This is a genomic window from Streptococcus sp. STC1396 (assembly GCF_058933875.1).
In genome coordinates this window covers 1-21,268 of sequence record NZ_JBZYCU010000006.1, presented here as the reverse complement: position 1 = coordinate 21,268, position 21,268 = coordinate 1, and the positions used below count along the sequence as shown (strand labels likewise).

Sequence of the window (21,268 nt, the reverse complement as noted above, 5' to 3'; positions counted from 1 at the left end):
TAGTAACTTCTCTTTACTTTGGAGGATAAATGATGAAAAAAAATAGATTAGCTATCCTTGCGATAGCGACTGCTCTAGTCATAGGAGGAACAATTATGACAGTTCAAAACAAAAGTTTATTCACTGATGGGACTTTCGATTTGAGAAGCCCAAAAGAGAAACAGCTAGCTTATTTAAAAAAGCATGAAGAAGATATAGCTGAATTTGTTAAATCCAGAAATCCTAAAGTTAAAAGTGTTCAGTTTGATTGGGGTAGTATGACAATTGAGGATATAGGTAACGGAACTCCTCAAGGTGGGGGGAATATACTAACTTTAAGCGGAAGAATTAATAATATTGAAGATTCTGAATTTACTCTGGGTTTCCCGCTAGAACATAATAGAAACAGTATTCCTGATATTAAGAGAATTTCTGAAATGCAACCGATAAGAGTCTTGAAAGGCAATGTATGGGATATTTATGAGTAATAGTAATTTAAAAACTTTTGATAATTTTTATGGAGATTTAGCGCAGTCGGCTTATACTGGTCGTCCTAATAATTTTCCACCTAAAAATAACTCAACCAAAGTAAAAGTATTTGATTTCTCAAAAGAAGTAATTTATGATGAAGAAATCACCCCTGGAGGTAAGAATCTTCCTTATGATGGCAGGGTCTATCTACAACCTGATTCTGGTTTGCACGATGTCAATAAAATTACCACCGTACCAGTACCTGATACGAACGGTATGAGACGTGAGCCACGTATTGTAGACAGCTATCAAAAGGGGCTAATGACTGACGAAAAAGCGGGCTTTAATTCTTATTTTTTAACGGATACGCCGACGTTGGGAAAAGATACCGAGAAAACTTATATGGCTATTCGAGGTAGCGATGGTTTTAACTTAGATAAGATACTTGAGCGGGGCGTCAAAGCACTAAATTTGAATGATTGGGTAGATAATGACGCCCAGTTTGCATTTAATCACATCCATATTCCACAAGCTCCTTTGGCAACCGAGGCCATGAAAACTCGTATCCAAGAAATGAGAGAGAAAGCGCCTAATGCAACAATGGATCTTACTGCACATTCGCTAGGAACTATGGTGACGGTTCAAGGTATTGCTGGATTGAGCAGTAAAGATATAAATAAGATTGGAAGAGTAGTCCTCTTCGACGGACCAGATACAACAAAGAGCTTAAAGAAAATGGGACTCAGCGATGAGAAAATCAAAAAAATTAGCGAAAAAATTGAATATTATGTCAATCCTTTTGACATGGTTAGCATGCTTAATCGAGAATATACAATTGCCCATTTACCTGAAGATGGTGACCAATATCATGTAAGAGGTGAAGGTGGACCAGTTGGTAAAGTTAATATCGTTGTCCCTTTGCATTATACTCAGAGTTTCGATTCAGAAAGTGCCCATGATTTTGGTGTTTTTCAGGGAGACGGCAAAGGTTCATTCTTGACCGCTTCGGATGATTTTCATCCTGAACTGCTGAGAGCAGGAGAAAAGCTAGCTCGTCTAATTGCCAAAACATTGGATGCTCTCCGAAAACTAGGAGTTAATGAAGAAACTGCTTCAAATATATTCAATTCTCTTATGAAAGGAGATTTTCCTGATAGGGCTGTGTTGGGATATGCCTTCTATCATCAATTTGAGACAGAATACAAGGAGATTATTAGGGTTGCCCGCTTAGAATCAATGACTTGGGATCGTGAAGCCATTCCTCGTTATCAGAAACAGTTGGAAAATGGTAATCTTACAGGAGGAGATAGAATTTTGATTCGTGCTCGCCTCCTTCAGACAGCAGCTCAGCTGGCTATCTTTGAAATGGAAGATAAAGTTAAGCATGTCCAAACCTTATTGTCGGATGCCAAGGAATTTGTCCAAAATACAGTAAAGGATACGAGTGAAGAGGCAATGGGAATGGTGACTTATCTGAGTGGCACAGAGGTAATGAGTTTGCTAGCTGATTTTCATGTTTCTCGTTTTTGGGATGATACGATTGAAAGCATTACAGAGACATCTGCAAAAGGATTTATGACAGAGATTGAACAGTTAGGAACGACTTTGGTCAGAGCTAGTGGAGATTTTGCTGCAGTCGATACTCAGCAAGCTGAGGATTTCAATAATCTCTTGGCAGATGTGAAAGGAACATGGAGGGTTATTGACAATGCTTATACTAAATGATGGTTCGCTTGTAACTAAAGCGGAATTAGAGAGACAGTTCAAAGAAAAGATGAAAGAGCAGGAGCGTCAGGCTATCAAAGCTTTGATAGTGGCAAAAGAGCAGCTTATTCTTGCCAAAGGAGTAGAGCTAGTAACACAGTTACAGGCAGTGGCTTCGGATATGAAAAATTATGCATCTACTAACTACGTTAATAACATTAAGGGTGGATTTGAAGGTAAGGCTGCACAAGCTGCTGAAACTCATCTAACTCAGACGATGCAGAAACCTTCTTTGAATAGTCCGATCAAGGGATAGGAGTTGAGGCAATGCTGGATAAAAAGAAGCTTCAGGAGCTGGAAAATGAACATGCACTAAAACTGCGTGAGTTAGACCGAGTAGAGACAGAATTAGATGCTTACTACTATAAGTTTGATAGAGAGACGAACAAACTCTTAGAGGCGATTTCTTATGCGTGTAGAGAGGTTCCTTTGACAGAAGCTCAGCCTTATATTTTTCAAATAGAAGATAATCTGGAGCAATATCATCAGCAATACAAAAAGCGCATAGACGATGTTCTAGAAGCTCGCTATCAGGAGAACAGACGCTTTCAGAAAAAACTGGATGAAGAGAGTCAATAAACTATGTTGCTATTACTGGAAAAATTGGAAGAAGTGAGAGTTACCTTGCTCCTTTTTCTTTCCCTTATTTATACTAATGAGAACACAAAATAATCCAGTATATTTAAAATTTTCAGAAAATATTGAATTATCTGTTGACAGTTCGATTCTACTGTGTTAAAATACTAGCAATAACATTTCAAAAGGAGTCAGTCAAACATGAAGTCAACCCAATATTCAAACTTTGCTTTGTTGTTGCGTTACTCGGGCTAGTGCGAAAGCATTAGTCCTGTTTGGCTTACCAAGCGGGAGTAAATCAACATCTCGCTTGGTTTCAAGCGAGATGTTTTTTGTTTTATACTCTTCGAAAATCTTTGGATAGGATGTACTGCGCTAGGGCGAACTTAAAGTTCCCTTCACAGTTTCATTTCTTAGCGACATTGATTTTCATTGACTATTTCCAGTAGCTATTTTAAACGCTATAGAAAGAGGGATGTTTATGCGCAAAATTGAATTTCTAGATACCAGCCTTCGGGATGGTGAGCAGACACCGGGAGTAAATTTCTCCGTTAAGGAAAAGGTAGCCATTGCCAAGCAACTAGAAAAATGGGGAATTTCCGCCATTGAGGCTGGTTTTCCAGCTGCTAGCCCAGATTCATTTGCGGCGGTGCAAGAGATTGCTAAAGTCATCACTAAAGCTTCCGTCACTGGTCTGGCGCGTTCGGTTAAGTCTGATATTGATGCCTGCTACGAGGCACTCAAGGATGCCAAGCATCCACAAGTTCATGTTTTCATTGCGACCAGTCCCATTCATAGAGAGTTCAAGCTGAAGAAGTCTAAGGAAGAGATTTTAGAAGCCATTAAGGAGCATGTTTCCTATGCTCGCTCTAAGTTTGAGATTGTCGAGTTTTCACCTGAGGATGCGACACGTACCGAGCTGGGCTTCCTGCTCCAAGTTGTCCAGACAGCAGTTGATGCGGGTGCGAGCTACATTAACATTCCAGATACGGTTGGTTTTACTACACCTGAAGAGTTTGGCAATATCTTCAAGTATCTGATTGACAATGTCCAAACGGACCGAGAGATTATCTACAGTCCTCACTGTCACGATGATTTGGGAATGGCAGTAGCCAATAGTCTGTCTGCTGTTAAATACGGAGCTGGACGGGTGGAAGGCACGATCAATGGTATTGGCGAGCGTGCTGGTAACGCTGCGCTGGAAGAAATAGCGGTTGCCTTAGAGATTCGTCAGGACTATTATCAGGTCGAGACAGATATCGTCCTCAATGAAACCATCAACACTTCTGAGCTGGTGTCCCGTTTCTCAGGTATTCCAGTGCCTAAGAACAAGGCAGTCGTTGGTGGCAATGCCTTCTCTCATGAGTCCGGTATCCATCAGGATGGTGTCCTTAAGAATCCACTGACCTATGAAATCATCACACCAGAGCTGGTTGGGGTCAAGAGCAATTCACTACCGCTTGGCAAGCTGTCTGGCCGCCATGCCTTTGTCGAAAAACTCAAAGAACTGGCTCTGGACTTTGCGGAATCTGAAATCAATGATCTCTTTGCTAAGTTTAAGGTCTTGGCTGATAAGAAAAATGAAGTCACAGATGCTGATATTCGGGCTCTGATTGCCGGAACGACGGTCGAAAATCCTGAAGGCTTCCACTTTGATGATCTGCAGCTGACGACCAACGACGACCATACCATCACAGCGGATGTGCAGTTGGTTAATGGGGACGGCGAGACGGTCAGCTGTGTGGCGGAAGGTAAAGGAAGCGTCGAAGCCATCTTTAATGCCATCGACCAATTCTTTAACCAATCTGTTCAGCTTTTATCTTATAACATAGAGGCGGTGACGGACGGTATTGACTCTCAGGCTCGCGTCTTGGTAGCTGTTGAAAATACGGATACTGATACAATTTTCAACTCCTCTGGTATTGACTTTGATGTTCTTAAAGCCAGCGCCATTGCCTATATCCATGCCAACACCTTTGTGCAAAAGGAAAATGCTGGTGAAATCGGCCATCAGGTATCCTACCGCGATCTGCCTGCAAATAATTAGAAGGAAGCGACTATGACAAAAGAAATTGTAGCTCTGGCGGGTGACGGTATCGGCCCAGAAATCATGGAAGCCGGTCTCCAAGTTTTGGCTGCTGTTGCGGACAAGTTCGGCTTTGCTTATCATATCACGGAGAAGGCTTTTGGAGGTGCTGGGATTGATGCGGAAGGTCATCCTCTGCCTCAGTCAACGTTGGCAGCAGCCAAGGAGGCGGATGCTATTCTCTTGGCAGCTATCGGCAGCCCCCAGTATGATAATGCACCGGTTCGGCCTGAGCAAGGTTTGCTAGCTCTGCGCAAGGAACTTAAGCTCTATGCCAATATCCGTCCGGTTAAGATTTTCGATGCCCTTAAGCATTTGTCGCCTTTGAAAGCTGAAAGAATTGCTGGTGTGGACTTCGTGGTCGTGCGCGAGTTGACAGGTGGGATTTACTTTGGTGAGCATATTTTGAAGGATAAATCTGCGCGTGATATCAACGACTACAGTTATGAAGAGGTGGAGCGGATTGTCCGTAAGGCCTTTGATATTGCGCGTGGTCGCAGAAAGCGCGTGACCAGTATTGACAAGCAAAATGTGCTAGCGACATCCAAACTCTGGCGCAGAGTAGCGGATGAGGTGGCCAAGGATTATCCAGATGTGACCTTAGAGCACCAATTGGTGGACAGCGCAGCTATGCTCATGATTACCAATCCTGCTAAGTTTGATGTCGTAGTAACGGAAAATCTCTTCGGGGATATTCTCTCAGACGAGTCCAGTGTCTTGTCAGGGACGCTGGGAGTTATGCCATCGGCCAGTCATTCGGCTGCTGGGCCAAGTCTTTATGAGCCCATCCATGGTTCGGCTCCCGATATTGCGGGGCAGGGTATTGCCAATCCTATCAGCATGATCCTTTCTGTAGCTATGATGCTGGGGGATAGCTTTGCGGAGCTTGAAGCTGCAGAAGCGATTGAAGCAGCGGTTGAGAAGACTTTGGGTCAGGGTGTCTTAACCCGAGATCTGGGCGGTCAGGCAGGAACAACTCAAATGACGGAGGCAATTATTAATAACTTATGAAATGGATATTAACGGGTATTTGCCTGCTATGGAACCTTGTCGTTTTCCTGCTTTATGGCTGGGATAAGCGAAAGGCTAAGAAAAATCACTACCGCATTCCAGAGAAAACCTTGCTCTTATCAGCTCTGGCAGCCGGAGGTTTGGGCGCTTTCTTGGGTGGTCGCCTCTTTCATCACAAGACCAGAAAATGGTATTTCTGGTTGGCTTGGATTTGCGGAATGATAGTGGAAATCGGAATTTTATATTACATATGGAGAAGCTAGTATGGCTGGAAAATCGATTTTTGATAAGCTTTGGGACAGGCATGTCATAACAGGCCAAGAAGGCCAGCCCCAGCTTATGTATGTGGATCAGCATTATATTCATGAAGTAACCAGCCCTCAGGCTTTTCAAGGCCTTCGAGATGCAGGGCGCAAGGTCAGACGGCCGGATTTAACCTTTGGAACTTTTGATCACAATGTCCCCACTGTCAATATCTATGACATCCGAGATGCGATTTCTAAGGCTCAGATTGATAAGCTTTCTGACAATGTCAAGGAGTTTGGCATTGAGCACGCAGCTCACGGATCGGAGTTGCAGGGGATTGTCCATATGGTTGGACCCGAAACTGGCAAGACTCAGCCGGGCAAATTTATCGTCTGCGGTGACAGTCACACGGCCACTCACGGAGCTTTTGGAGCTATTGCTTTTGGAATCGGTACTTCGGAGGTGGAGCACGTTTTTGCCACGCAGACCATTTGGCAGGTCAAGCCTAAGAAAATGTTGGTCAAATTTACCGGAGTGCCACCTAAAGGTGTCTATTCCAAGGACTTTATCCTCGCTCTGATTGCCCGCTATGGTGTGGCCGCTGGTGTCGGTCATGTGGTCGAGTATGTTGGTGATGCGATTGACCATCTGACCATGGAAGAGCGCATGACTATCTGCAATATGTCCATTGAGTTTGGCTCCAAGATGGGCATTATGAATCCCGACCAGAAGACTTATGATTACGTTCAAGGGCGGCCGGGCGCTCCCAAGGACTTTGAGGCGGCGGTAGCTGATTGGAAGACTCTAGTCAGTGATCCTGATGCTGTCTATGATAAGATCATTGAGATGGATGTTTCCGAGCTGGCACCTATGGTGACTTGGGGAACCAATCCTTCTATGGGAGTAGAGTTCGGCGCGGCTTTTCCAGAAATCTGTGATATGAACGACGAGCGGGCCTACAATTACATGGATCTCTCCCCAGGTAAGAAAGCAGAAGATATTGACCTAGGTTATATCTTTATCGGATCCTGTACCAATGCCAGACTCAGCGATTTGCAGTTGGCAGCTAAGTTTGTCGCTGGCAAGCATATCGCTCCCAATCTGACAGCTATCGTCGTACCAGGCTCTCGTCCGGTCAAGCGGGCTGCTGAAAAGATGGGGCTGGATAAGATTTTTATGGAAGCGGGCTTTGAGTGGCGCGATCCGGGCTGCTCTATGTGTCTGGGAATGAATCCAGATAAGGTGCCGGACGGTGTTCATTGTGCATCGACCAGTAATCGGAACTTTGAGGATCGTCAGGGATTTGGCGCTAAGACCCATCTTTGCAGTCCAGCCATGGCAGCAGCGGCAGCTATTGCCGGGCACTTCGTAGACGTCCGCCAGCTACCGGAGGTCCAGTAAGGAAGTTTTATGGAAAAATTTACAATCTACACGGGGACAACGGTCCCCCTCATGAACGATAATATCGATACGGACCAAATTTTGCCCAAGCAGTTTCTCAAGTTAATTGATAAAAAAGGCTTTGGCAAGTACCTCATGTACGCTTGGCGCTATCTGGACAATCAGTACACCGAAGATCCTGATTTCGTCTTTAACAGACCAGAGTACCGTAAGGCGACTATTCTGATTACAGGGGACAATTTCGGTGCGGGTTCCTCTCGGGAGCACGCTGCCTGGGCCTTGTCTGACTATGGCTTTAAGGTAGTCATTGCTGGATCTTTCGGGGATATTCACTATAACAACGAGCTTAATAACGGTATGCTGCCTATTGTCCAGCCGCTGGAAGTGCGGCAAGCCTTGGCTAATCTGAAGCCGACGGATGAAGTAACGGTGGATTTAGAACAGCAGAAGATTTTTTCACCAGTGGGAGAATTCTCCTTTGACATTGATGGAGAATGGAAGCACAAGCTTCTCAACGGTCTGGATGACATCGGAATTACCCTGCAATATGAGGATTTGATTACAAAATATGAAAAAAATCGTCCATCTTATTGGCAGTAACCTTATTTTTGCTATATTGAGAAAATTCTGGAAAAACCTTGTTTTCACTAAATTTATATGGTAAAATAAATCTTAATTTAATAGAAAAGGAAGAAACTTATGACAAAACACATTCAATGGAACGGACAGCTTTCACAAGAAGGTTATGACATCTTGAAAGGTGATGGTGGCTGTATCGTTTGCCCGACCAAGGTGGGTTACATCATCATGACCAGCGATAAAGCTGGCTTGGAGCGTAAGTTCGAAGCTAAGGCTCGTAACCGTAATAAGCCAGGTGTTGTTCTATGTGGCAGTATGGATGAGCTCCGTGCTTTGGCTCAGCTGAATCCGGAAATTGAAGCTTTTTATCAAAAGCATTGGGATGAAGACATCCTCTTGGGCTGTATCCTTCCATGGAAGCCAGAAGCTTTTGAAAAGCTCAAAGCTTATGGCGACGGTCGGGAAGAGCTGATGACAGATGTTCGTGGCACTAGCTGTTTTGTTATTAAGTTTGGTAAGGCGGGCGAGCAGCTGGCAGCTAAGCTTTGGGAAGAAGGCAAGATGGTCTATGCATCCTCAGCCAACCCATCCGGTAAAGGAAACCGAGGCAAGGTCGAAGGCATTGGCGAGCGTATCGAAAATGCTGTTGACTTAGTCATTGAAGCAGATGACTATGTAGCCTCTATCCAGCCAGATAAGACAATCGAAACTCGCTATGAGCAAGGCGTTATGGTCTCAATGGTTGACAAGGATGGAAAACTGATTCCAGAACAAGGTGGCCAACGTTCCATCTCACCAGCACCAGTAGTCATCCGCAAAGGCTTGGACATCGACAAAATCATGATGCACCTGTCCGATACTTTCAACTCATGGGATTATCGTCAGGGTGAATATTACTAAGATAAAAAGAAGCTCAGTGTGAGAGGGGATTTCCTCTTTACACTGGGCTTTTTAGTTTGGAACTTTAAGTTCAAAATCTTTACCCATTTTAAAATTATTTCCAAATAGAATAAAATCCTTGACAGATGTAATATCTGGTGTTACAATTGATAAAAACGATTCGATATAGAAATAAATTGGAGTAAGGAATGAATCAAGTTAAAGAAGCAAAGAAATTACTGGATGAGGCAGATGCGGTTTTGATAGGGGCTGCTGCTGGATTATCAACCGCTGCAGGTTTAGATTATGCAGGTCAGAGATTTCAGCAACATTTTTCAAACTATATAGAAAAATATGGAATGACTGATATGTATTCTGCTGGATTTTATCCTTTTCAAACTTTGGAAGAAAAGTGGGCATATTGGTCACGACATGTATTATTAAACAGTTATGGCGAAAGTTTGCCTCTATATCAGGATTTGTATAATCTTGTAAAAGATAAGGAATATTTTGTCATGACGACGAATGTGGACGGTCAGTTTGAAAAGGCTGGATTTGATCGAGAGCGATTGTTTGAAATTCAGGGGAACTATGGCGAGTTTCAATGCTCAGTTCCTTGTCATCAAGAAGTATACTCAAACGAGGAAGCTATCAAGAAAATGGTGAAGGCAAGTCAAAATTTAAAGATTCCAAGTGAGTTGATTCCGTATTGTCCGCGTTGTCAGGCACCCATGAATATGCATTTGCGGATTGATTCAACCTTTGTAGAAACGACGCTCTGGCACCAAGAACAAGAGGCTCTACAAAAATTTGTAGAGCGCTATGAAGATAAGAAATTAGTCTTACTTGAACTTGGAGTTGGCTACAATACGCCTACAATTATCAAATATCCTTTTGAAAGAATGACAATTTACTTTCCAAATGTTAGTTTGATTCGTTTGAATATAGAAGACAAACCCAAAAAAGGCATCATCACGATTAATCAAGACATCAAGGAGGTACTGGCAGCATGGAAAGAGTAAAGAAATTGATTCACTATTTGGCACCAGATATCCCTATCCCAGAAAGCAAAGAGGAATGTGATTATCTATTTAAGGCTCTAAGGACAGTTTGGAAGCCACAAGAACTCCCTGCAGATTTTTGGGATTTACAGGATGCTTATCTGAAAGAGCAGGCGGAAAAGAAGGGGCAGACCTTGCTTTTAGAACTGGAGGAGGTAGCGCCTAACCTCTATCTCTGGCAGGGAGATATTACGATCCTGAAGGTTGATGCTATTGTTAATGCGGCTAATCATCAGCTTTTAGGCTGTTTCATTCCTCATCATCGCTGTATTGATAATGCAATCCATTCCCAAGCGGGTCTGCAGTTGCGCTTAGAATGTTATCAATTGATGGAGGAACAGGGGCATTTAGAGCCTACTGGGCAAGCTAAGTTGACAAAGGCTTATAATTTACCTGCTAAATATGTTATCCATACAGTTGGTCCTATTGTTCAAAAGGAACTGAGAAAAAATGACGAGGATTTATTGGTTTCTTCTTATCAGTCATGTTTAAAGTTAGCTGTTGAAAATGGGATTGAAAGTTTAGCTTTCTGCTGCATTAGTACTGGTGAATTTCATTTTCCAAATCAACGGGCTGCAGAGTTAGCAGTGAAGACAGTTCAAGATTTTATGATAAAACATCCTCAAATCAAGATTGTCTTTAATGTATTTAAAGATGAAGATTTAAACATCTATAAAGAGATTATTTCTAAATCGAAATAGTTGACAGATGTAATAAAAATGATTACAATAACTTTATAAAGTTCGATATAGAAGAAAAAGGAGACGAAATGGATAAGATGATAGGGGGCTATCAAGCTCTACAGATTCGTTTATTGAATGGGCGTATCTTTCAAAAACTATTGAGGAAGGAACCAGAAGCTCAATACAGAAGTGAACAAGGGAAAATTTTAACAGTGCTTTGGCAAAAAGAAGATGGTAGAGCAACTGCTACGGATATCGCCCTTGCTTCAGGACTAGCTAACAATACCCTGACCAGCATGATTAAGAAGTTAGAAGACCAAGGCTTGGTTACTGTAAAACCTTGTACTCAAGATAAGAGAAGAAAATTTGTTAGTTTGACCGAATTGGGTTGGGTACAAAAGGAAATTGGAGATCGTGTTAGTAAAGAGTTGGGCGATATTTTCTACCAAGGCTTTTCTGATCAAGAAATCCGAGAATTTGAGGCTTATCAAGAGCGAATTATCTCAAATCTAAAAGCTAAAGAAAATGAAATATAGTAGAAGGGAAAATGCTTATGATTGGTATTACGGGTGTAACAGGGAAATTAGGCTCCTATGTGGCTGATCTTGTCGACAAGAAAGGAATCGCTTCCGTCCATCTAGCACGAAGCCCTGAGCGTGCAAAAGTCTATGCGTCTGCGGAAATCCGTAAGATGGTGTATGCCAATACTCCAGAGGTGGTTGAGGCCTTAAAGGGTATCGATGTCCTGTTGATGGTCTCTGCTCGGGAAAATCCAGAGCGTGTAAAGGAACACAAGAGTTTTTTGGATGCTGCAAAGCTAGCGGGGGTGCAGCATATCGTCTATACCTCCTTTTATGGGGCAGATGAGAAGGCAACTTTTACCTTATCTCGGGATCATGCCCAGACAGAGGCTTATATCAAGGAGTTAGGATTCACCTACACTTTTCTCAGAGATAATTTTTACTTGGACTTATTTATTGATATTGCGCTTGAAAATGGAGAAATTCGTGGTCCGGTCGGCAGTGGCCTTGTGTCAGCTGTTGCCCGTAAGGACACATCTAGGGTTGCAGCGGAGATTCTCTTACATGCTAAGAAATGGGAAAATCAAACCTTGAATCTAACAGGACCAGAGGATCTTTCCATGGAAGAGATCGCGACACTCCTTTCAAGAGCAACCAAACAAATAATCACGTATGTAGATGAATCAGTAGAAGAAGCCTATGAGTCACGGAAAAAATGGCCAGCACAAACTTGGGAGTACGATGCCTGGGTCAGTACCTATACAGCTATAAAAGTTGGGGAACAAGCTGGGGTTTCAACAGATATCGAAAAAGTCCTAGGGTATCCAGCAAGTAGCCTATTGGATATTCTTAGAGACAGAAAACTTATTGAGGAAGAACATGATTGAATATAAAAATGTAGCGCTACGCTATACAGAAAAAGATGTCTTGAGAGATGTCAACTTACAGATTGAGGATGGTGAATTTATGGTTTTAGTGGGTCCTTCTGGTTCCGGTAAGACAACCATGCTCAAGATGATCAACCGCCTTTTGGAACCTACGGATGGCGATATTTACATGGATGGCAAGCGCATTAAGGACTATGATGAGCGTGAGTTGCGCCTTTCTACTGGCTATGTCTTACAAGCTATTGCCCTCTTTCCCAATCTAACAGTGGCAGAAAATATCGCTCTCATTCCTGAAATGAAGGGATGGAGCAAAGCAGATATTCAGCAGAAGACCTATGAATTGCTGGAGCTAGTAGGCTTACCTGCAGAAGACTATGCTCAGCGCATGCCGGGTGAGCTGTCTGGTGGTGAGCAGCAACGGGTGGGCATTGTCCGTGCCATTATCGCCCAACCCAAAATCCTACTGATGGACGAGCCTTTTTCAGCTCTTGATGCTATCTCGCGTAAGCAATTGCAGAGCTTGACCAAGAGTATTCATGACCAATTTGGGATGACGACAATCTTTGTGACCCATGATACGGACGAGGCTTTAAAGTTGGGGAATCGGATTGCTGTTCTGCAGGATGGGAAGATTCGTCAAGTGGCGACACCTGAGGAAATCCTATCTGCACCTGCGACCAGCTTCGTAGCAGATTTATTTGGAGGTGTTCAACATGGCTAATTTGTTTTCTACCTTTCAGGAGCGCTTTGGTGAATGGTTGGCAGCCTTAGGGCAACATCTCCAGCTATCTCTTCTGACCTTACTAGTGGCCATCTTCCTGACCATTCCGCTCGCTATCTATCTTCATAGTCACAAAAAAGCAGCCAATTGGGTGCTGCAAATTGCGGGAATCTTTCAAACCATTCCTTCAATGGCTTTGTTGGGACTCTTTATCCCTCTTATGGGGATTGGTACACTGCCGGCACTGACTGCTCTGGTGATTTACGCTATTTTCCCGATTTTAGAAAATACTGTCACAGCCTTGAATGGGATTGATCCTAGTTTAGAAGAAGCTGGAATTGCCTTTGGGATGACCAAGTGGGAGCGACTCAAGAAGTTTGAACTGCCTCTAGCTATGCCCGTCATCGTATCAGGAGTTCGGACGGCAACGGTAATGATTATCGGAACAGCAACTCTAGCAGCTCTTGTCGGAGCTGGTGGACTAGGTTCTTTTATCCTTCTAGGAATTGATCGTCGCAATGCCAGTCTAATCTTGATTGGAGCAATTTCATCGGCAGTTTTGGCTATTCTTTTCAACAGTCTCCTTAAATGGATGGAAAAGGCTAAGCTTCGCACAGTATTTACAGCTTTTGCGGTCTTAATCCTCGGCCTCGGCGCTTCTTACACACCGAGTCTAATTCCCAAGCAGGAGAAGGATCATCTGGTTATTGCTGGGAAATTAGGTCCAGAGCCAGAGATTCTTATGAATATGTATAAACTCCTCATCGAGGAAAATACGGATATGACTGTGACAGTCAAACCTAATTTTGGGAAGACCGACTTCCTTTATCAAGCTCTGAAAAAAGGTGATATTGATATCTATCCTGAATTTACCGGTACGATTACTGGAACTCTTTTGCAGCCTACTCCAAAGGTCAGCAATGATGCAGAAGAGGTTTTTGAAGTAGCACGTGATGGAATCAAAAAACAAGACAATCTAATCTTGCTCAATCACATGGCTTATCAAAATACCTATGCGATTGCAGTGCCAAAGACTATCGCTCAAGAATACAATCTTAAAACGATTTCCGACCTCAAGGCGGTTCAGGATAAACTCAAAGCGGGCTTTACCCTAGAATTTAACGACCGTGAAGATGGAAACAAGGGTTTGCAATCTCTATATGGTCTTAATCTTAATGTAGCGACCATGGAGCCAGCCCTTCGCTACCAAGCTATCCAGTCGGGTGATATTCAAATCACGGATGCCTATTCGACTGACGCAGAACTTGCGCGTTATGATTTACAAGTTTTAGAAGACGATAAACACCTTTTCCCACCTTATCAAGGGGCACCTCTCCTGAAGGCTGAATTGCTCGAAAAACACCCTGAGTTGGAAGGTATTCTCAATAAGCTGGCTGGTAAAATTACGGAAAGCCAGATGAGCCAGATGAATTATCAAGTCGGCATTGAGGGTAAAAAAGCGGAAGCTGTCGCGCGCGATTATCTGGTCAAGGAAGGACTTTTAAAAAAATAATAAGTAAAAGAGTTAGACTTGTAAGATCTAGCTTTTTTGCTTACTTGAGGATAGCCAGACTACGGATTGGAGGAGATGAGTTGATCTCTTAGTCAGGAAATCTTCATCTATTTTTGGTATAATAAGGTATTAATGCATGGAGGTGTTTCGATGGCATCTAGTCAAGAATATTTGGATTTTATTCTGAAGCAACTGGAGGGCTTAGGGCAAGAAATTAGCTTTCGCAAGATGATGGGAGAGTATTTGCTCTATTATCGGGGGCGCTTATTCGGCGGGATTTATGACAATCGCCTGATGGTCAAGCCGGTCCAGCCAGCTCTGGATTTTTTTGAAAATCCGATTTATGAGTCTCCTTATCCAGGCGCAAAACCAATGCTTCACATAAAAGAAGTAGAAGATGCTGCCTTTCTCTGTAATCTGATTGAAGCAGCCTACCCTGCATTACCAACAGCTAAAAAGAAAAAATAGTCTTTCCTTTACAATAGATATTCTAAAAAATTGCCGTTTGAATAGACATTTTTAAAATTTTCCTTTATAATGGACTTAAAGGAGGTTTGGTATGCTTTATATTGCTCTTATTGGAGATTTAATTGAATCCAAACAGCTAAAAAATCGTAAGCAAGCCCAGAAGGACCTGCAGGACATGATGGCGGTGCTAAATCAGGATTATCAGGATTATCTGGTGTCACCTTTCACGGTAACGACAGGAGATGAGTTTCAGGCTTTGTTGCGCCCTAATCCTGAAGTCATGCGACTCATTGATCAGATTGCATTAGGATTTCCCCACCCGATTCGCTTTGGACTTGGTCTGGGTGAGATTGTGACCGAGATCAATCGCGAGCAGAGTATTGGTGCCGACGGTCCGGCCTACTGGAGGGCACGCGCAGCTATTAACGCAGTCCATGAGAAAAATGATTATGGCAGCAGTCGTTTGGCGGTATCCTTGGGCGATGAAGAGCTCAGTCAGGCGGTCAATACGGTGCTGGCGGCTGCGTCCTTTATCCAGAGTAAGTGGAATAGCAGTCAGAGAGAAGTTTTGGAGCAGATGCTCATGGAATATGTCTATGATGAAAATTTTTCTCACGGGGAAATAGCAGAGCTGCTGCAGATTAGTCCCAGTGCGCTGAGTAAGCGGCTCAAGTCGTCTGGACTGAAGATCTATCTGAGAAATCGCCGTTTAGCTATGAAAATGATTCTACAGGCCGCAAAGGAGGCTGAACAATGACAAATTTTATGGGATTTTCAGAATTTTTCATGCAGAATCCGATTCTTGTACTGACTTTGCTGGCTCATGTGCTAGCTGATTTTCAGCTTCAAAGTCAGAAGATGGCCGACCTCAAAAGTCGACGGCTAAATTTTTTAATTCTCCACTTGGGAATTGTTCTCTTACCTCTATTACTCTTGGGGATAATTTTACCTAAGTATCTGCTATATTTCGCCTTGGTCTGGCTCAGCCATGCACTTATCGACTTTTTGAAATACAGATTAAATTCTTTGATTGTCCGTCACCATGCGCAAAAGTTTGCTTTTCTGATGGATCAGATTTTGCATGTGGTCTGCATTTTTGCTTTTTATTTTCTCTTGCGACAGCAGCAAATTTCGGCTCCTCGCTGGCTGTCCGAACACTATCTTATGTTGCAGGCTTTCTTTTTCTTCGCCCTTACTGGTAAGCCGGTCAATATCCTCTTTAAACTCTTCTTCAGCAAGTATCAGGCGGGGGAAGACAGTGGAGAGACTATCGCAGGAGCTGGTGCCATGATTGGGATTTTGGAGCGCATGATTATGGGACTTTCCCTTATTTTCAGGCAGTTTACTGCCATTGGGCTAGTTTTTACGGCTAAGTCTATCGCTCGCTATAATAAGATTTCAGAAAGCCAGTCCTTTGCAGAATACTATCTGATTGGCTCACTCTTTAGCATGATCAGCGTTTTACTGACTTATGGCTTGCTTTATTGGTAATAAAAAATGGAGGCTGGGGTAAGATTTCTCAGCCTTTACTTTAATTCTTATTTTCTATAAAGAAAGGAGAAGGCACATGGCCAAAAACTTAGAAGATATGTCGTTAGAAGAATTATGGCAGTTGTTCCCAATTTTCTTAGAGGAGCACAATAAGGACTGGTCAGCTTGGTATGTGGAGGAAAGCAGAAGAATACAAAGCTTTTTGCCACCAAATCAGTTATTTAAAATGCATCATATCGGTTCCACATCTATTGAAGGGATATGGGCTAAGTCGATTATTGATATTCTTTTAGAAATTCCTCGAAGTGAAGATATGGAGAGCATTGAGAGAGAATTGCTGGAGCAAGGCTACCTACTTATGTCAGAGTCAGAAGGCCGCATGTCTTTTAACAAGGGCTATACACTTCAAGGCTTTGCTGAGCGGGTTTTCCACTTGCATCTGCGCTACTATGGAGACCATGATGAACTTTATTTCCGAGACTATCTGCAAGACCATCCAGCTGTCGCCAAAGACTACGAGCAGTTGAAATTAATCTTATGGAAAAAGTACGAGCACAATCGTGATGCTTATACGGAAGCTAAAAGGGATTTCATTAAACAGTACACTCAAAAGGCCAAAAAGCTTTATGAGGGAAGATATGAAAGAAGCCATGATTTTTAGTGTAATTTCTTGGTTTATGCTGACGCTTACTTACTTTTTCGTTAATCAATTCAGCAAACTAAGAGACAGTTAGGTTTGATGGACTGAATGATGCTAAAACCTAGGATTGCTACTTCTTGCTGGGGCAGTAGATTTGTGCATACTTGACAATCCCCTGACCAGCAAGTTTTTCAATCCATCAGTATAGAGAAAAGAGTAGGGAGAAATTTTGGGAAAATTGACAAATTGACAAAGGATAAACACGGAAGAAGACAAGGGACATTGAAATTTAAGCAGTCTTTTTATATAATAATAGTTATATAAAAATTATAGCGAGGTTTTTATGCAAAAAGAAGATTGGTTAGATTATTTTGAAGCTATTAATGGCCGTTCAGCGACTGAAGAAGAAATTGCCCAAGCTCTAGCAGCAGGGGAATTTCAGGCGGAATCTGAATCAGTTCAAACTCCCGAATTTACAGTATCTCAGACGAATCCCACAGTTGAAGCTGAACAGGGCCGTCCTCAGGTAAATGCTTCTGCTCTGGCATCAGAGACAGTAGTCTCACAAACTGTTGCTGAGCAACCTTTTAGCTCGCCAGCATTTAACCAAGCAATGCCTAAGCAAGAAGCGCAGTATGCTGAGCAGACTTATGTTAACCCTCAGCAAGTTCAGCAGTCGTTTGGTCAGCCTCAAAGCCATCCACAGCAGTACCATAACCAGCCCAACCCAGTCCAACAGCAGTTTAATGGTCAGGGGCAACAGTTTGGTCAACAACAATATAATCAGCAAGCCTATCAACAGCAGCAAGCATTTCAAAATGGATCTCAAGAGCCGTTTGGTCAGCAAGCTCATTATACTCAGCTTCAGCAAAATCAGTTTTCACAAACAATGAAAGCTTTTTGGGCTTGGTTGCTTTCAGCTTGGAAATCACCGACTTCTGAAGTGGAAACAAAATCCAGCAATGGCTACATAGCCTTGGGACTACTGAGTTTTCTCAGTGGAACCTCGCTCTATCTTTCTATTTTCCGTACAGCTAGCTATGTATACTCAGCTGTACCCTTTCATCTAGCTGGCAGTGCGTCATTTGATTTCAAGCATTTCTTTCTGTCCGTTTTATCAGCAGCTTTTTCTATTTTCTCCATTATCTTAGGCGGTTTTGTCGTGAAGCACTTGATTTACAGAGATGATAGCTTTACCTTTAACAAAGCTTTTGACTGGTATGGCCGTCTTTATGCAATTGTTTTACCAATCATCACACTAGCGGTATTGATGAATCTTTTAGAAGCGCTGGCTTTGGGTATCTTACTAAATGCTGCTGCTATTCTTTTAGTAGGTATCGGCGCCACCTTTGCTCTCATTTTCTCTAAGAACAATTCTAATTTAGATCCATTCTACAAATACCTGCTAGCTATTGTGGTAAATGGAGTGATTGTCTTTATCTGTGGCTTAATTTCTATGGTAATGCTTAGCGGACTATAAAAGAGACTAAACAAGGGAGAATATGATGGCAACAAAAGAAAAATGGGTGGAACTTTTTGAAGGGGCTATTGGTCGCAAACCTAGCCCTGAGGAATTTATGGCTGCTAAAGCGGTAGACTTTGATTTAAAAAGCATTCAATCCATTGCTGGCTGCTCACAGAAAAGCAGTGAACAGCCAACAAATAGTGAAATAACTCCAGAAGACATTCCTGGCAAGGAGAAAGTTGATGAACAGGCAGCATTTGAGCCAGCTCAGGAGTCTACTCTCAAGCAGACTTCTGAGCAGGTAGTTGCCCCTCAGGAAATCTGGCTGACAGCCTTTCAAGAGGCTTTTAAGCGACAGCCTAGTCCAGAAGAGTTTCAGATGGCTCAAAGTCAAGGTTTCTCGTCAATTCCAATTCATTCAAAATTGACTGAAAAAAATAATCCAAGCCAGCTAGATATTAAAAAGGACAAAAAGCAGATTTTTAAGAAAAAAGTGGTCTTATCCGGCTTGGGCCTACTAATCTTGATTTCCCTGATAGGATCCTTCTTCTACCTTAGTTCGGTTACTGGAGTTAAAGCGGTGACGGATAAATTTGCCATGGCAATCAAGAATAAAAACTATGACCAAGTAGCTAGTCTGCTCTCTACAGATAGTGATAAATGGACTCGGGCAGAAGCCAAGAACCTGATCTCTTATCTGAACCGAAAAGATATTAATATCGAGACTGAGTTGGGCAATATTGAAAAATCCAATGGCGAGTCTAGTTTCACTGATGAAAATGACAATCAAATCCTCGGTGTTGCTAAAACAAGCAAAAAGTTCGGAATCTTTCAAGAGTATCGAATGCTTGCCTATCCGGTCAAGGTCCGTATCACGACGAATCTTGATGGGGCGACTATCAAACCCGGCGATAAAGAAACAATTAACTTGAAAAAGGATACGCAGATTGAAATAGGTGATTTCCATTTTACCGAGCAGGACTTTCTTCTCAAAGGAAAAACGGAGATTGGCAATGTTGAAACCAAGATAAAGCTAGATTTGGACAAGGCTAAGGATAATCAGCTGGATCTCAGCCTAAAATCTGAAAAGAAACAGCTCAATATCACTATGCCAAAGGAAACTTCAACAGCGACAGGATATAAGATTATCGTCAATGGCAAGGAAGCTGGCGACAGTCTATCTCCTGAAGTTCAGGTTATCCCTGATCAGGAATTAGAAGTTTATGCTAATTTTTCTATGAATGATGTCAGCTTTACTACAAATAAGGAAAAAGTAGTGGCAAAAGATGATAGAATTGAAGTTGTTCTTACAGTATCTAACGATGTTGTAAAACGTATCAAGGAAGTGGAAGCAAGTCAAAAAGCTAAAGAAGAGGAAAAACGGAAACAGGAAGAGAAAAAAGCTCAGATTTCTATTTTTCTCAGTGATTATCGGAGCGCAGTGTTCGACTCAGTTTCCAGTCGCTCTAACTATTTCTCTAAATATTATGATACCTCTAGTGCTGCCTATAAAGAAATGGTTAACTGGACTACCGGTGGTGGAGTCCAGAAGGCGAAGATCGATTACTACAAGCCGGGAGCTCTTGAAATTCGAGAAGTCAGAGAAGAAAAGGGTTCCTATATTGTCACGACCTATGAAGATTTTACAGTGTATTATATCGATAACACACCAAACAGCGTCAATCGTAAGAACAAGGTTTACTACCTCAAGCCAGTAGGAAATAGCTTTGTTATTTATGATATACAAGTATCAGAGGAGTAGAAGATGATGAACAAATATGCAAAATTAATGTTACTCAGTTTAACGATACTAACTCTAGGAGCTTGTTCTTCTCATAAAAAAACTGAAGACAGCGGTGAAACTAGTAAAGAGCTCTCTACTAAAGTGAGTGAGTCTTCTAATGAATCTCAAATTAGCTCTAATAGTACAGATAAATCAGGAGAGAATGAGGAAGAAGAAATAGCTCATTCTGGTCAAGTTAAGACCATAGATAAAGGTGTTTCTTACAATGGAAGTTATTATAGTATAAAAGGGAAGTATGATGAAATTGTTATTGTTAATAAACATTATCCTTTGTCTCCCAACTATAATCCTGGGGAAGATGCCACAGCAAAATCAGAATTATTAAAATTAATTGCTGCCATGCGGGATCAGGGCTACGCCATCAGTGATCAGTACAGTGGTTTTCGTAGTTATAAGACACAAGTCGGTCTCTATCAAAGCTATGTCAATCAAGATGGTCAGGCAGCGGCAGACCGATATTCAGCAAGACCTGGTTACAGTGAGCACCAGTCAGGCTTGGCCTTTGATTTGATTGATAGCAGTGGAAATCTAGTGCAAGAAGCTGGAGCAAGCCAGTGGCTCTTGGATAATGCTCATAAATATGGCTTTGTCGTGCGTTATCCAGTTGGGAAGGAATCTTCTACAGGGTATATGCCAGAAAGTTGGCATTTGCGCTATGTTGGGAAAGAAGCCAAGGAAATAGCGGAGTCTGGCCTATCCTTGGAAGAGTATTACGGCTTTACCGGTGGAAATTACGTAGATTAAAAAAATTTGGATGATTCAACGAATGATGCCAATAAGGAGTCCTATGAAATCCATAACCTTTATGGTTAGGAACAAAACGATGTTTTGCTGATTCAGCAGTTGATTATCTATAAGAAAAAAAGCTTAGAACCCTTACAAACGGTTCTAAGCTTTTTTGGGCTCTTTTCTACCATTTGTCAAGTCTGTCAAGGCTTTAAGTGAAAAATGAGATAAGACAGTAGCTATTCCGAGGTTACTGTCTTATTTTTAACACTTTTTGAGCCATAAAAGGGCATGCA

The 21,268-nt window shown here is 42.3% G+C and carries 23 protein-coding genes; all 23 read left to right on the top strand.

Translation table 11 applies throughout. The features are described 5' to 3' along the window. Nucleotides 1-32 precede the first annotated feature (32 nt). The 23 genes from AC5FEC_RS03150 to ldcB all read left to right on the top strand — a co-directional run bounded on the left by AC5FEC_RS03150 (nucleotide 33) and on the right by ldcB (nucleotide 20,990). Nucleotides 33-467 carry a hypothetical protein gene (locus AC5FEC_RS03150; RefSeq protein ID WP_493661315.1) on the top strand — a complete coding sequence of 145 codons (435 nt, stop codon included), beginning with the start codon at nucleotides 33-35 and terminating at the stop codon, nucleotides 465-467. Beyond that, nucleotides 460-2,175 (top strand): cutinase family protein, encoded by a 1,716-nt coding sequence (locus tag AC5FEC_RS03145; protein WP_493661270.1) that lies wholly within the window; start codon nucleotides 460-462, stop codon nucleotides 2,173-2,175. Before AC5FEC_RS03150 ends, AC5FEC_RS03145 begins: the two co-directional genes overlap by 8 nt. After that, nucleotides 2,159-2,470 (top strand): hypothetical protein, encoded by a 312-nt coding sequence (locus AC5FEC_RS03140; RefSeq protein ID WP_493661269.1) that lies wholly within the window; start codon nucleotides 2,159-2,161, stop codon nucleotides 2,468-2,470. Before AC5FEC_RS03145 ends, AC5FEC_RS03140 begins: the two co-directional genes overlap by 17 nt. An 11-nt stretch (nucleotides 2,471-2,481) precedes the next feature. Then, nucleotides 2,482-2,793, top strand: coding sequence for a hypothetical protein (locus AC5FEC_RS03135; protein WP_493661268.1), 312 nt, complete (start codon nucleotides 2,482-2,484; stop codon nucleotides 2,791-2,793). A gap of 478 nt (nucleotides 2,794-3,271) precedes the next feature. After that, nucleotides 3,272-4,837 (top strand): 2-isopropylmalate synthase, encoded by a 1,566-nt coding sequence (locus AC5FEC_RS03130; protein ID WP_493661267.1) that lies wholly within the window; start codon nucleotides 3,272-3,274, stop codon nucleotides 4,835-4,837. Between the two features lie 12 nt (nucleotides 4,838-4,849). Next, nucleotides 4,850-5,887 carry a 3-isopropylmalate dehydrogenase gene (gene leuB / locus AC5FEC_RS03125; protein WP_037617995.1) on the top strand — a complete coding sequence of 346 codons (1,038 nt, stop codon included), beginning with the start codon at nucleotides 4,850-4,852 and terminating at the stop codon, nucleotides 5,885-5,887. Further along, nucleotides 5,884-6,150 carry a DUF1294 domain-containing protein gene (locus AC5FEC_RS03120; protein WP_037617997.1) on the top strand — a complete coding sequence of 89 codons (267 nt, stop codon included), beginning with the start codon at nucleotides 5,884-5,886 and terminating at the stop codon, nucleotides 6,148-6,150. The genes leuB and AC5FEC_RS03120 overlap by 4 nt, the downstream gene beginning before the upstream one ends. A gap of 1 nt (nucleotide 6,151) precedes the next feature. After that, complete coding sequence (gene leuC / locus AC5FEC_RS03115; protein WP_037617999.1) at nucleotides 6,152-7,534, top strand: 3-isopropylmalate dehydratase large subunit; 1,383 nt, start codon at nucleotides 6,152-6,154, stop codon at nucleotides 7,532-7,534. A 9-nt stretch (nucleotides 7,535-7,543) separates the two neighbouring features. Beyond that, on the top strand, nucleotides 7,544-8,134 hold the full coding sequence (leuD, locus tag AC5FEC_RS03110) for a 3-isopropylmalate dehydratase small subunit (RefSeq protein WP_493661266.1): 591 nt from the start codon (nucleotides 7,544-7,546) through the stop codon (nucleotides 8,132-8,134). A gap of 99 nt (nucleotides 8,135-8,233) precedes the next feature. Further along, nucleotides 8,234-9,013, top strand: coding sequence for an L-threonylcarbamoyladenylate synthase (locus AC5FEC_RS03105; RefSeq protein ID WP_037618002.1), 780 nt, complete (start codon nucleotides 8,234-8,236; stop codon nucleotides 9,011-9,013). Nucleotides 9,014-9,201: 188 nt separating this feature from the next. Further along, a complete protein-coding gene (locus tag AC5FEC_RS03100; RefSeq protein ID WP_493661265.1) occupies nucleotides 9,202-10,014 on the top strand; it encodes an SIR2 family NAD-dependent protein deacylase in 813 nt (270 codons plus the stop codon). Next, on the top strand, nucleotides 10,002-10,754 hold the full coding sequence (locus AC5FEC_RS03095) for a protein-ADP-ribose hydrolase (RefSeq protein WP_493661264.1): 753 nt from the start codon (nucleotides 10,002-10,004) through the stop codon (nucleotides 10,752-10,754). Before AC5FEC_RS03100 ends, AC5FEC_RS03095 begins: the two co-directional genes overlap by 13 nt. Before the next feature lie 68 nt (nucleotides 10,755-10,822). After that, on the top strand, nucleotides 10,823-11,272 hold the full coding sequence (locus AC5FEC_RS03090) for a MarR family winged helix-turn-helix transcriptional regulator (protein ID WP_037618008.1): 450 nt from the start codon (nucleotides 10,823-10,825) through the stop codon (nucleotides 11,270-11,272). Between the two features lie 17 nt (nucleotides 11,273-11,289). Further along, complete coding sequence (locus AC5FEC_RS03085) at nucleotides 11,290-12,144, top strand: SDR family oxidoreductase (RefSeq protein WP_037618108.1); 855 nt, start codon at nucleotides 11,290-11,292, stop codon at nucleotides 12,142-12,144. Continuing rightward, complete coding sequence (locus AC5FEC_RS03080; RefSeq protein ID WP_037618010.1) at nucleotides 12,137-12,865, top strand: ABC transporter ATP-binding protein; 729 nt, start codon at nucleotides 12,137-12,139, stop codon at nucleotides 12,863-12,865. Before AC5FEC_RS03085 ends, AC5FEC_RS03080 begins: the two co-directional genes overlap by 8 nt. Continuing rightward, nucleotides 12,858-14,378 carry an ABC transporter permease/substrate-binding protein gene (locus AC5FEC_RS03075; protein WP_493661263.1) on the top strand — a complete coding sequence of 507 codons (1,521 nt, stop codon included), beginning with the start codon at nucleotides 12,858-12,860 and terminating at the stop codon, nucleotides 14,376-14,378. The genes AC5FEC_RS03080 and AC5FEC_RS03075 overlap by 8 nt, the downstream gene beginning before the upstream one ends. A 150-nt stretch (nucleotides 14,379-14,528) precedes the next feature. Further along, a complete protein-coding gene (locus AC5FEC_RS03070) occupies nucleotides 14,529-14,846 on the top strand; it encodes a TfoX/Sxy family protein (RefSeq protein WP_037618014.1) in 318 nt (105 codons plus the stop codon). 91 nt (nucleotides 14,847-14,937) lie between these two features. Further along, nucleotides 14,938-15,603, top strand: coding sequence for a SatD family protein (locus tag AC5FEC_RS03065; protein WP_493661262.1), 666 nt, complete (start codon nucleotides 14,938-14,940; stop codon nucleotides 15,601-15,603). Continuing rightward, nucleotides 15,600-16,337, top strand: coding sequence for a DUF3307 domain-containing protein (locus AC5FEC_RS03060; RefSeq protein WP_493661261.1), 738 nt, complete (start codon nucleotides 15,600-15,602; stop codon nucleotides 16,335-16,337). The genes AC5FEC_RS03065 and AC5FEC_RS03060 overlap by 4 nt, the downstream gene beginning before the upstream one ends. A gap of 76 nt (nucleotides 16,338-16,413) precedes the next feature. After that, nucleotides 16,414-16,998: a GrpB family protein gene (locus tag AC5FEC_RS03055; RefSeq protein ID WP_493661260.1), complete on the top strand. Its 585-nt coding sequence runs from the start codon at nucleotides 16,414-16,416 to the stop codon at nucleotides 16,996-16,998. 322 nt (nucleotides 16,999-17,320) lie between these two features. After that, nucleotides 17,321-18,457: a DUF6574 domain-containing protein gene (locus AC5FEC_RS03050; protein WP_493661259.1), complete on the top strand. Its 1,137-nt coding sequence runs from the start codon at nucleotides 17,321-17,323 to the stop codon at nucleotides 18,455-18,457. A 25-nt stretch (nucleotides 18,458-18,482) separates the two neighbouring features. Continuing rightward, nucleotides 18,483-20,204, top strand: coding sequence for a TcaA second domain-containing protein (locus AC5FEC_RS03045; RefSeq protein ID WP_493661258.1), 1,722 nt, complete (start codon nucleotides 18,483-18,485; stop codon nucleotides 20,202-20,204). Nucleotides 20,205-20,207: 3 nt separating this feature from the next. Continuing rightward, a complete protein-coding gene (ldcB, locus tag AC5FEC_RS03040; protein WP_493661257.1) occupies nucleotides 20,208-20,990 on the top strand; it encodes an LD-carboxypeptidase LdcB/DacB in 783 nt (260 codons plus the stop codon). The last annotated feature ends 278 nt before the right edge of the window (nucleotides 20,991-21,268 follow it).